Raw genomic sequence first — 11,318 nt, 5'->3', positions numbered from 1 at the left:
GCCCCTCTCCCCTTGCGGGAGAGGGGTTGGGGAGAGGGGGAAGCCTCACCGCGCGCAGCAAAAAAAATCGCCGCGACAAAGCGCGGCGACTTGCAGCTGGAAACCCCGGCTGGCTCAGAAAGCAGGTTGTAGTCGCAAACCATCATCCCCGATGTGGTTGAGCTTGCCGACCAGTTCCGAATGCTGGCGCATGCGGCCCAGCTCACGCATGATGCGCACGTCTTCGTGGCGCAGCTCACGGGTGTTGGTGACGGCCTGCTTGTAGTCCAGAACTTCCGGATAGTGTTTGGCCATCTCCAGCGCTTCGGCCACTTCGTCCACGCTGTCGGCGTCGGAGCTGATCCGGGCGCGGCTGTTGAAGGCCTTCATCCAGCGCTCGAAGCCTGCGGTGTGGTCGAACATATTGGCCATGAACCAGATCACGAACAGGATCGACACCCATGAGCCGAGCACGATCACCACGCGGGTGAAGGTGATATGGAAGTCATCGCGCCACAGATAGTTGGTGATCAAGCCCAGGATCAGCAGTGACGAGGCCTGCCACAGCACGATCGACGCCATCAACCACTGGCACTTGGCCTTGGCCAGCACCGACACTTCCTCGCGTATCTGCTGATCGCTCAGGTTCTTCCAATGATCAACCTGTTTCTCGAACGGGCTGTTGTACAGCTCGTTGTCTTGCAACAGCAATCCCAAACCTTTGAACAGTGCGATCATGTTGAGCTCCTTGCAGATACTTGCTGGAACGAGCGACGGATGCAGGTTGAAGCGGTCAGGCAGGCTCAGTTCTAGCACTTTCGGCCGGCTTGGCAATGGGGGGCGTGCGAAGAACCTTGTGGTGACGCCGGCCGTGGCGCTGCAACGGCGTGGAATTTTTGCGCTGCGTCATGGCCCAGCGCGAAGGACGTTTCAATTCCCGTGAAATTCCTTGCTGCAGTTGCACATGCGGTATCCGTGGCTGGCGCCGGGCCTTGATGGCGGCTGTACGGCGGCCGGATCGAGCGTCCAGGCAAGCCAGCTGCGCAGCTGGACCGGTACGATAGGCAGCATGTCATCCCTGTTCAGTCCCGTTTCCGCCGCCGCCACCGCCCATATCCGCCGCTGGGTGCTGGATGCCTTTCCACGCAACCAGAATGGGGTGGAGTACGACACGCCCCTGGGCGACCCGGGCTGGTTTGGCCCGGGCAGTGTCACCTGGCGTATTCATTCCGAATTCCCGGGCATGTTGGCGGGTGGGCTGTGCGCGCTGATGCTGCAGCTGCTGCACCCGCGCGCGCTGGCCGGGGTCTATGACCATTCCAACTTCCGCGAGGATCTGGTCGGGCGGCTGCGCCGCACCACCAGTTTTGTCGCCGGCACCAGTTATGCGCCGGCGGCCGAGGTCGAGAAGCTGATCGCCAAGGTGCGGCGTATCCATGCGCAGGTGGTGGGTACGCTGCCCGATGGCCGCACCTATGCCGCGGACGATCCGCAGCTGCTGACCTGGGTGCATGTCACCGAAGCCTATGGCTTTCTGGAAGGCTGCCGGCGCTATTGCCGCGAGGTGCCTGCAGCCATTGCCGATCGTTACTACGATGAATACCGGCGTGTGGCCGAGGCCTTGGGCGCGCGCGATGTGCCGGCCAGTGAGGCGCAGGTGCGCGAGTACTTCCAGTCGCAGCAGTCGCAGCTGAGCATGGACGCGCGCTCACGCGAGGTATTGGAGGTGCTCAGCGACGTGCGCCTGCCGGTGCCGTTGCCGGGCGTGTCGCGCGATGTGTTTCTGGCTGCCGGTGCGGCCTTGTTGCCGGACTGGGCAGTGCAGTTGCTCGGACGCAGCCGCGGCCAGCAGTTGCAGTCGGTGGTGGCGGCACGCGTACTGCGCAGCGTCGCACCGCTGTTCCGGATCGCCTTGAACGACGGCATCTCCACCCGCGCCTGCAAGCGGGTAGGGCAGGAGCCTGCAGTGCTGTCTGCGTGGCCTGAGCCGGCCTGACCAACGCGTGTGTAGTGCCGAGCCATGCTCGGCAGGGGCCTTGCCAGCACAAGTTGGGGTGTAGTGCCGAGCCATGCTCGGCAGGGGCATTACCGGTAAGGCTTCTGCCGAGCATGGCTCGGCACTACAGGAAGCATGAAGCAGGAAACAGGCGCCATCGGCGCCTGTTTCCACAAACAAAAACGCAGCCTGTTACCAGACCTTCTGTTACCAGACCTTTACCCGCTGCTCCGGTGCCAGGTAGAGCTTCTGTCCTTGCTTGACCTCGAACGCCGGGTACCACGCATCCAGGTTGCGCACGGTCAGCGCACGGAACTGGCCCGGCGCATGCACATTGGTCAGCAACGAATTGCGCAACGCCTGCTCACGCGCCTTGCTGCGCCAGGCCTGGGCAAAACCGAGGAAGAAACGCTGGTCCGGGGTGAAACCTTCCAGCGTCTGCTCCTGCTTGCCCTGCAATGACAGCCGGTAGGCGTCATAGGCGGTGCCGAGGCCGGCAACGTCGGCGATGTTCTCGCCCAGGGTCAGGCGGCCGTTGACGTGCACGCCGGGGAAGGGCTCGTAGCTGTCGAACTGCATGGCCAGCGCATCGCCGGCGGCGTTGAACTTCTTCAGGTCATCGGCCGTCCACCAGTTGTGCAGCTTGCCGGTTTCATCGAAAAGCGCGCCGGCGTTGTCGAAACCATGGCTGATTTCATGGCCGATCACCGCACCAATGGCGCCGTAGTTGATCGCATCATCGGCGGCGCCATCGAAGAACGGCGGCTGCAGGATCGCGGCCGGGAATACCAGACGGTTTTCCAGCGGCACATTCATCGCATTGATGGTCTGCGGCAGCATCGCCCACTCGCTGTGGTCGACCGGCTGGCCGAGCTTGGCGATATTGCGCTGGTATTCAAACAGCGAGGCACGCTCGGCATTGCCCAGGGCATCGTCGCGCTTCACCTCCAGCGCGCTGTAGTCACGCCACTTGCTCGGGTAGCCCATGTCCACCTTGAGCCCGGCAACCTTGGCCTTGGCATGCGCCTTGGTTTCCGGCGACATCCATGCCAGCGCGTCGATGCGCTTGGCGAAGGCGGCGATGATGTTCTTGGCCATTTCATCGGCGCGAGCCTTGGTGGCAGCGTCGAAGTGACGTTCCACATAGATTTTGCCGACCGCTTCACCGACGGCGGTATTGGTGTCGGCGACCGCGCGCTTCCAGCGATCGCTCTGCTGCGGGGTGCCGCTCATCGCGGTGCCATGGAAGGCAAAGCGGGCGTCGGCAAAGGCCTTGGGCAGGTAGACGGCAGCCTCATCCAGCGCATGGAAGGTCAAGTAGTCCTTCCACACATCCAGCGGTTCGCTGGCCACCAGCTTGGACAGGCCGGCCACGGCCTTGGGCTGCCAGACGATGAAATCCTGCTGTGCGCCCAGGTTGGCGCCGTCCAGGAAGGCCTTCCAGTCCATGCCCGGCGCCTTGCCGGCCAGGTCGGCCTGCTTCCAGGCGTTGGCGCCCTTCTGCACGTCGTTGGTTTCTTCCTGGGTGGCGTGGGCCTGGGCGATCCTGGTTTCCAGCGCGACGATGCGCGCGGCCTTGGCCGCAGCATCCTTGTCGCCGGACAGCGTCAGCAGCTGGGCGACATACGCTTCATAGGTTTTGCGCAGCTCGGCCATGCGGCCGCCCTGCAGGTAGAAATCGCGGTCCGGCATGCCCAGCCCGCCCTGCACCAGGTAGGGCGCGTTGCGGTCCGGCTGCAGCAGGTCCACCGACACCCACACGCCGAACAGGTGCGGCGTATAGAAGTTGGTGGCGTTGAGCAGGTCGACGTCGGCGCGCATGCTGGCACCCAGTGCCTTGGCCAGCGCCGGCTTGTCGGCGATGCCGGCAATGGCCTGCAGCGCCGGCTGCACTGGCGCGGTGCCGCGCGCTTCGATGCCGGCTTCGTCCATGAACGCGGCGTAGTAATCGCCGATCCTGCGCACATCGGCGACATCGGATTTGCCGGCTTCTTCCATGATGGCGCGGGTGTCGGCCAGGGTTTTCTCGGCGATCACATTGAAGCTGCCATAGTTGGAACGGTCAGCCGGAATCTCGGTGCGCTGCACCCACTGGCCATTGGCAAAGTCGAAGAAGTTGTCGCCAGCGGCGATACTGCGGTCCATGCCGTCGACATCGAAGCCAAAGCTGCCCAGCTGCGGTTTGGCTGCAGCGGCCGGCGTGGGCGCCGCGCTGTTGTCAGCCGGCGGCGTGCTCGCATCTTTGCCGCAGCCGCTGAGGGTAAGTACGGCGCCGATTGCCAGTACAAGGAAAGAACGTTGCAGGACCATGACGGTATCCGAAGGGTGGGTGCGAGAAGTCTAGACCTCCAACCCCGTTCATAAAGATATCGATTCTGGCACTTGACGGATGTGCACAAGTACGGGGAATGCGAGAAAATTGGTCACGCACTCTTCACGCCGACGGTGGTTGTGCTGCATGCTTGAGCGAGCGCGCTGTAGATGGTGTCTGGGGAGACATTGGCAGCGCGGGGTTTGTGGTGTTCGCATGCGGCCGTTGCAGGTCCCCACCTGACGGCTCCTAGTTGTAGTGATGCCAGGACCAACATACGTAATGCCAGCTGACCACCTACTGATACGTTGGACTCACCGGTGAGCAGAACGCCGGCTCATCCATTGCGGGTCATGGTCATTGCCGGTGTGGCGGTGGCGTTGCTGCTTGCCGGCGCCCTGATCACGATGCTGTGGAACGACCGTAACAGCCGGCTGGAAGCAGCGCAGCGGCAGACGATGGCGCTGGCCAGTGGCAGCAGCCGCCTGCTGCGCGCACAGCTGGTTACCTGGGAGCGCGCGCTGCGGGGCAGTGCCAGCGATTGCCGGGAGTTCTACCGCCAGGTGCCTGATCAGGCACCTGCTTTGTTTGAGGCCAGCCTGCGCGGTGTGCTGGAGCGCAACCAGGATCTGGCCTCGGTGACCTTGGTGGATGATCACGGCGCGCCGCTCTCGGCCGGTGTTGGCGATCCCACTTTGCAGAGTTGGGTGGTTGCGGAGAATCGCCTGCTCAGCGGCGGCCTGTATCTGGGCGCGCTGGAGCAGACGCCTGACCAGCATTGGGTGCTGCGTGCGGCACTGCAGGTGCAGCCGGGCCAGTGGTTGTTGACGCGGGTTCGGCTGGGGGCGTTCCAGGATGTGGTCAGCGGCCTGGATCTGGGCCGAGACGGCACGGCCTCGATCGGCAACCGCTATGGCCAGTTGCTGGCCCATAGCCGCGATCCGGAGCAGTTGGTTGGCAAAAAGCTGGCACGGCCGATGAAGGTTCTGCAGCCGTCACCGGAGGTGATCAAGCAGGGAACGGTGATCAGTCCCTACGATGGCCAACGGCGTATCGCGGCAGTGAGTGTGCCGACGGACTACCCTTTGAGCCTGTACGCATCGCTGTCCTACCAGGAAGTGATGGCCGGCTGGTATCTGCTGCTGTACGCCTCGATCGGCATCATTCTGTTGTATCTGGCTGGCTTTGCTTACCTGTTGTACCGCGTCGGCCGCAGTACCCGGCACCAGCAGCAGCTCAGTGAAGAGGTGCAGGCCGGCAATGCCGAGCTGGCGCTGGCCCATGAAGTGGGCAAGGTCGGTACCTGGTCCATCCACGGCGCCAGACCTATCGTCTATTGGTCGGCGCTGACCCAGCAGATGCTCAGCCTGGCCGGGCGCAGTACCTCGCTGGAGGGCTTCCTGTCGCGCGTACACGAGGAAGACCGCGCCTGGTTGAACGACATGCTGCTGCGCGCCTTGGCCGGCAAGGGCGCCTTGAACGCGATGTTCCGGCTGCGCAGTGGCGATGGCTCATTGCGCTGGCTGTCGGCGCGCGGTGAACTGGTCGACGATGCGGGTGACAGCAAGCGCCTGGCCGGCGCGGTGGTGGATATCAGCGAGCGGGTCAACACCGAGGCACGCGCACAGGAGGCACAACGCCAGTTCCGGCTGGTGTTTGACCGCAATCCGGCGCCGTTCTGGATCTTCGACCTGGTCACCCTGCGCTTTCTGGAAGTGAACCAGGCCGCGATCGACCAGTACGGCTATAGCCGCGAGGAATTTCTGGCGATGTCGATCCTGGATATCCGGCCGGCGGTGGAATGGGACGAGATCCGCCAGAGCGCCGGCCGCGCCCTGAGCGGTGACCTGCTCGGCCTGCAGATCAGCACCCATCTGCGCAAGGATGGCAGTGCTTTCCTTGTGCAGGGGCACTTCGCCAAGCTGGAATTTGACGGCCGCAATGCCTGCCTGGTGCTGGCCGAGGATGTCAGCCAGCGCCTGCGTTACGAAAACGAGCTGGCCTACCGCGCCAGCCACCATGCCGGCACCGGCCTGTTGACCGTGCGCGCGCTGTCCGAGCGCCTGGATGCTGGCAGCCGCGGCTATACCATCGCCCACGTGCAGCTGCGCGGTCTGCAGATGATCACCGATACCCTGGGGCGGGATGCCGGTGAGGAGGCGCTGCGCGCCGTATCGGTGCGCCTGGGTGGTTTGGCCTCGCGTTACGGTCTGTTGGCCCACCAGCCGGCCGAGGACTTCGTGCTGGCCATTGAAGGCGAGCGCGATCCGCAGCTGGCGCTGGATGCGCTGATGGCGGCGGTGGCCGAGCCGATCCGTGGCCGCGACACCTATCACCAGCTGGAGGCGCGCATCGGCGTGGCCAGCTGTCCGCTGGATGGCGAGCTGGCCGAACAGGTGCTGGGGCGCGCCGCGCAGGCCGCGCATGCCGCCCGCGAGAGCGGCGTGGCGCTGCTGCACTTCAACGCTGGCATGGCGGCCCATTACACCGAACGCCTGCAATTGGCTGGGCGTATCCATATCGCCATCGACCGCGGCGAATTCCTGCTCCACTTCCAGCCGATCATGGACGCGGCCGAGGGCAGCCCGGTGGCGCTGGAGGCCTTGCTGCGCTGGCCGCAGCTTGATGGCAGCTTCATTCCGCCGGCCGATTTCATCCAGCTGTGCGAAGACACCGGCCTGATCATCGCGCTGGGCCGCTGGGTCATCCACGCCGCCGCACGCGCGCAGCAGCAGTTGTCGGCGGCCGGCTGGCAGCACCTGCCGATCGCGGTGAACGTCTCGGCGGTGCAGTTGTTCAACAGCGACCTGGTCGGGGAGTTCAGCCGCGCCATGCAGGACCACGGCCTGGCCCGCGGCGCGTTGCAGATGGAGCTCACCGAGAGCGTGCTGATGCGTAATCCGACCCAGGCCCTGCAGACCCTTGGCCATCTGCATGCCAACGGCGTGGGCGTGGCGCTGGATGATTTTGGTACCGGCTTCTCCAGCATGTCCTACCTGCAGCATCTGCCGCTGGATTCGCTGAAGATCGACCGCGGTTTCGTCACCGATGTGGAAAGCAATCCACGCAACGCCGCCATCTGCCGTGCGCTGCTGTCGCTGGGCCACAGTATGGGCTTGTCGGTGATTGCCGAGGGCGTGGAAACCGAGGGCCAGCGCCGCTGGTTGGCCGCGCATGGCTGTGACCAGGTGCAGGGCTATCTGCTGGGCCGGCCGATGCCGCTGGAGCAGGTGCTGGCGATGCTGGATGAAAGCCGCTCAGCCTGAGCCGGCAGCGCTCGGGTCCAGGCACTCGACCAGGTAATCGATGAAGCTGCGTACCTTGGGCGCCAGGTGGCTGCGGCTGGTATAGACCGCATGGATGCCGATGGCTGGGCTTTCCCAATCCGGCAGTACCGGCAGCAGACGGCCGTCGGCCAGCGCCTGCTCGATGATGAAATCCGGCTGGGCGATGATGCCCATGCCGGCGATGGCCGCCTCACGCAGCACTTCGCCATTGTTGGCGCGCAGGTGTGGCACGAACGGCACATTGATTTCGCCCTGCGGGCCCAGCAACTGCCAGCTGTCGCCGCCGGCGGAGTAGGTGTAGGCCAGGCAATCGTGGGCGGCCAGATCCTCCGGGGTGGCGGGCGTGCCGCGCCTGGCCAGGTAGGACGGTGCCGCGCACAGGCGGATGCGCACCTGCGCCAGATGCCGCGCGATCAGGTTGGGAGCGGGGTTGCGGGTGATACGGATGGCCAGGTCGTAGCCTTCCTCGACCATGTCCACCTGGCGGTCGGCCAGCTGCAGGTCCAGTTCGACCTGCGGGTAACGCGCGCTGTAGGCGGGCAGCAGGGCGCCCAGCCGGGCAATGCCATAGCTGACCGGCGCGTTGATCCGCAGCCGCCCGGACGGTTGCAGCGCCTGCGCGCCTACCGATGCCTCCAGTTCGTCGAATTCGGCCAGCAGCTGGACGCAGCGCTGGTAATAGGCCGCGCCGGTGCTGGTCGGGCTGACCCGGCGGGTGGTGCGGTTGAGCAGGCGCGTGGACAGGCGCTTTTCCAGCGCCGCTACCTGGCGGGTGACGGCGGCGGTGGAGATGTCCAGGGCATCGGCGGCGGCGCTGAAGCCGTTGCGCTCGACCACCGTGACGAACACACGCATGGCATCGATGGTGTCCATTGTTCCCGTTTTTGAAATAAAACGTTGACGATGAGGTTATTTGTTGCCCGAGCTCTGCGCAATAACCTGTGCACTCCGCAAACGTCCGGGAGCTTTCGATGAGCAGCCTGTTGCCTTCCCTTTATATCTCGCATGGTTCGCCGATGACCGCGCTGCAGCCGGGATTGGTGGGGCCGCGCCTGGCTGAACTGGCTGCCGGGCTGGAGCGCCCGCGCGCCATCGTCATGGCCTCGGCGCACTGGCTGGGGCGCGCGCCGCTGGTATCGGCAGCGGCCCAGCCGCAGACCATCCATGACTTCGGCGGCTTCCCCGAGGCGCTATATCAGCTGCAATACCCGGCACCGGGTGCGCCTGAACTGGCCCAGGACGTTGCCCAGCGGCTGGCCGCTGCCGGCCTGCAGCCAAGCATCGATCCGCAGCGCGGGCTCGATCACGGCGCCTGGGTGCCGCTGCGCTACCTGTACCCGGAAGCCGACATTCCGGTATTGCAGGTGTCGATCCAGCCCTCGCTCGGGCCCAGGCATCAGTTTGCGATGGGCCGTGCCCTGGCCTCGCTGCGCGAGCAGGGCGTGCTGTTGGTCGGCTCGGGCAGCATCACCCACAATCTGCACGACTGGCACCACTACGAGGCCGGCAAGGAGGCGCCGTATGTGCGCCCCTTCATCCAGTGGGTGGAGGAAAAGTTGCAAGCCGATGACCTGCCGGCCATGTTTGATTACCGCCAGCAGGCGCCGTTCGCGGCGCAGGCGCATCCCACCGACGAGCATCTGCTGCCGCTGTACTTCGCCATGGGCGCGGCTGGCAGCGACCAGCTGGGCGCACAACGGATTGATGCCGGCATCGACATGGGCTTTCTGGCGATGGACATCTATCGCTTCGACGGCGCGGCCCGATAACTGTTGCTGAGTGGTATGGGTGCAGCGGCAAGGCACGGCGCTGTCGCCGACCTTGCTGGGTAGCTGGCGGTGGCCGATCCGGCTGCCGCCAGTCACGGCTTTCATGCATCTGCGCGTAATCAGCAACAGCAGCGACACCAGCAACATCGGATTGCTGTGGTAATTTCCCGGTATTCATCCGCCACTGCCAGTGTCGGCAGCCTGCTGTCGTGGTAGTGATTCCGTGGAACGGGCATGCACACGATTGAAGTTGTTCTGGCGATGCTGGTGGCGGTTGTCGCCAGTGGCTATCTGGTAAGAATCCTCCCCTTCTCATTGCCGTTGCCACTGGTGCAGATCGGCTTGGGCGCCCTGATTGCGGGTGTGTTCAATCGCGGGCACGCGCTTGAGCCGGATATGTTTTTCCTGCTGTTCCTGCCGCCACTGCTGTTCCTCGATGGCTGGCGCATTCCCAAGCAGGGGCTGTTCCGCGACAAGGGCGCGATCCTGGAACTGGCGTTCGGCCTGGTGGTGTTCACCGTGCTCGGCGCCGGGTTGCTGATCCACTGGATGATTCCATCGATGCCGCTGGCGGTGGCCTTCGCGCTGGCGGCGATCATCTCGCCCACCGACCCGGTGGCGGTCAGCGCCATCGCCTCGCGCGCACCGATTCCCAAGCGGCTGATGCACATCCTGGAAGGCGAGTCGCTGCTGAACGACGCCTCCGGCCTGGTCTGCTTCCGTTTCGCGGTGGCCGCGGTGATGACCGGCACGTTCTCGCTGGCGCAGGCCTCGCTGACCTTCCTGTGGGTGGCCCTGGCCGGCCTGGTCATCGGCGTGGCGGTGACCTGGGGCGTGTCCACCTTCCAGCGCTGGCTGTGGCGCAGCTTCGGCGAAGAGCCCGGTGCGGCCTTGCTGGTGAATCTGCTGATCCCGTTCGCGGCCTATCTATTGGCCGAAGAACTGCATGCATCGGGCATCCTGGCGGCGGTGGCGGCCGGTGTGACCATGAGCTACGTGGAGTTGACCGGCCGCATCAGCGGCAGCATGCGCGTGCAGCGCAATGCGGTCTGGAACATGGTGCAGTTCAGCTTCAACGGCATCATCTTCGTGCTGCTGGGCGAGCAGTTGCCCGGCATCGTCGAGCGCGCGATCCAGACGATGTCGGCTACCGAGCACCACAGCGCCTGGTGGCTGGTGGTGTACGTACTGGCGATCAATGCGGTGCTGGTGGCGCTGCGGCTGGTCTGGGTATGGCTGTCGCTGCGCTGGAACCTGCTCAGGGCGCGGATGCGTGGCGAGAAGGAAACCAGTACTTCATGGCGGGTGGTGTTGGCGATGTCGGTGGCTGGTGTACGCGGCGCCATCACCCTGGCCGGCGTGTTGACCCTGCCGCTGATGATCCCCGGTGGCGAACCGTTCCCGGCACGTGACCTGGTGATCTTCCTGGCTGCAGCGGTGATCTTGGTATCGCTGGTGGGCGCCAGCCTGATGTTGCCGCGGCTGCTCAAGGGTCTGGAACTGCCCAAGGACGACGACAGCCGGCGCGAAGAGGATCTGGCCCGTAGATCCTCGTCCAAGGCGGCGTTGGCGGCTGTGGAAAAGGCCCGCCAGGACTTGGTGCAGGGGCAATCCACCACGGCGGTGCAATTGCTCAACGACGCGGCGGCGCGGGTGAGCCTGCTGTACCAGCGCAATCTGGAAAAGGGCCAGGGCCCGGACGAAGACCCGGAGAAGGTGCGGCGCATGGAGCAGGCGTATCGCAGCCTGCGCACGGCCGGCTTGAATGCCGAGCGTGAGGAATTGTTCCGGCTGACCCGGCGCGGGCAGGTCTCCGATGAGATTGCGCGCAAGCTGATCCGCAATCTGGATCTGCTGGAGACCCGGCAAAGGGATTGAGGGGGTGTGTTGTGGGGTTTGCTTGTCAGGAGCTTCCCCTCACCCCAACCCCCGCTCCGCGCCCCGGTCCTTGCGCTGGCGCAAGGACCGGGGCGCGG

General features: G+C 65.0%; 7 protein-coding genes. 4 read left to right on the top strand and 3 right to left on the bottom strand.

From position 1 onward, the window contains the following. Positions 1-114: 114 nt before the first annotated feature. Positions 115-717 carry a hypothetical protein gene (locus tag ABB27_RS16355; RefSeq protein ID WP_057629895.1) on the bottom strand — a complete coding sequence of 201 codons (603 nt, stop codon included), beginning with the start codon at positions 715-717 and terminating at the stop codon, positions 115-117. A gap of 331 nt (positions 718-1,048) precedes the next feature. Here ABB27_RS16355 and ABB27_RS16350 point away from each other — a divergent pair, with 331 nt between their 5' ends. Next, positions 1,049-1,975: an oxygenase MpaB family protein gene (locus ABB27_RS16350; protein WP_057629897.1), complete on the top strand. Its 927-nt coding sequence runs from the start codon at positions 1,049-1,051 to the stop codon at positions 1,973-1,975. A gap of 207 nt (positions 1,976-2,182) precedes the next feature. Here the strand turns inward: ABB27_RS16350 and ABB27_RS16345 are convergent, their stop codons facing one another. Next, positions 2,183-4,285 carry a M13 family metallopeptidase gene (locus tag ABB27_RS16345; RefSeq protein WP_057629893.1) on the bottom strand — a complete coding sequence of 701 codons (2,103 nt, stop codon included), beginning with the start codon at positions 4,283-4,285 and terminating at the stop codon, positions 2,183-2,185. 354 nt (positions 4,286-4,639) lie between these two features. On the opposite strand from ABB27_RS16345, the gene ABB27_RS16340 reads away from it, so the two are divergent. Then, complete coding sequence (locus ABB27_RS16340) at positions 4,640-7,552, top strand: bifunctional diguanylate cyclase/phosphodiesterase (protein WP_057629890.1); 2,913 nt, start codon at positions 4,640-4,642, stop codon at positions 7,550-7,552. Here ABB27_RS16340 and ABB27_RS16335 read toward each other — a convergent pair. Further along, positions 7,544-8,446 (bottom strand): LysR family transcriptional regulator, encoded by a 903-nt coding sequence (locus tag ABB27_RS16335; RefSeq protein ID WP_057629888.1) that lies wholly within the window; start codon positions 8,444-8,446, stop codon positions 7,544-7,546. The genes ABB27_RS16340 and ABB27_RS16335 overlap by 9 nt on opposite strands. Before the next feature lie 98 nt (positions 8,447-8,544). On the opposite strand from ABB27_RS16335, the gene ABB27_RS16330 reads away from it, so the two are divergent. Next, complete coding sequence (locus ABB27_RS16330) at positions 8,545-9,342, top strand: DODA-type extradiol aromatic ring-opening family dioxygenase (RefSeq protein WP_057629886.1); 798 nt, start codon at positions 8,545-8,547, stop codon at positions 9,340-9,342. 234 nt (positions 9,343-9,576) lie between these two features. Continuing rightward, the gene (locus ABB27_RS16325) at positions 9,577-11,220 is read left to right on the top strand and encodes a Na+/H+ antiporter (protein ID WP_057629884.1); all 1,644 of its coding nucleotides are present in this window, start codon (positions 9,577-9,579) and stop codon (positions 11,218-11,220) included. Positions 11,221-11,318: the final 98 nt, after the last annotated feature.

It is taken from the genome of Stenotrophomonas terrae (assembly GCF_001431465.1).
Lineage (GTDB): Bacteria > Pseudomonadota > Gammaproteobacteria > Xanthomonadales > Xanthomonadaceae > Stenotrophomonas > Stenotrophomonas terrae.
This window is presented reverse-complemented; position numbering and strand designations above follow the sequence as displayed.

What these genes read in the sequence shown, in the direction of transcription:
- ABB27_RS16355 (WP_057629895.1), bottom strand. Translation starts at nt 717, where the DNA reads ATGATCGCACTGTTCAAAGGTTTGGGATTGCTGTTGCAAGACAACGAG.
- ABB27_RS16350 (WP_057629897.1), top strand. Translation starts at nt 1,049, where the DNA reads ATGTCATCCCTGTTCAGTCCCGTTTCCGCCGCCGCCACCGCCCATATC.
- ABB27_RS16345 (WP_057629893.1), bottom strand. Translation starts at nt 4,285, where the DNA reads ATGGTCCTGCAACGTTCTTTCCTTGTACTGGCAATCGGCGCCGTACTT.
- ABB27_RS16340 (WP_057629890.1), top strand. Translation starts at nt 4,640, where the DNA reads ATGGTCATTGCCGGTGTGGCGGTGGCGTTGCTGCTTGCCGGCGCCCTG.
- ABB27_RS16335 (WP_057629888.1), bottom strand. Translation starts at nt 8,446, where the DNA reads ATGGACACCATCGATGCCATGCGTGTGTTCGTCACGGTGGTCGAGCGC.
- ABB27_RS16330 (WP_057629886.1), top strand. Translation starts at nt 8,545, where the DNA reads ATGAGCAGCCTGTTGCCTTCCCTTTATATCTCGCATGGTTCGCCGATG.
- ABB27_RS16325 (WP_057629884.1), top strand. Translation starts at nt 9,577, where the DNA reads ATGCACACGATTGAAGTTGTTCTGGCGATGCTGGTGGCGGTTGTCGCC.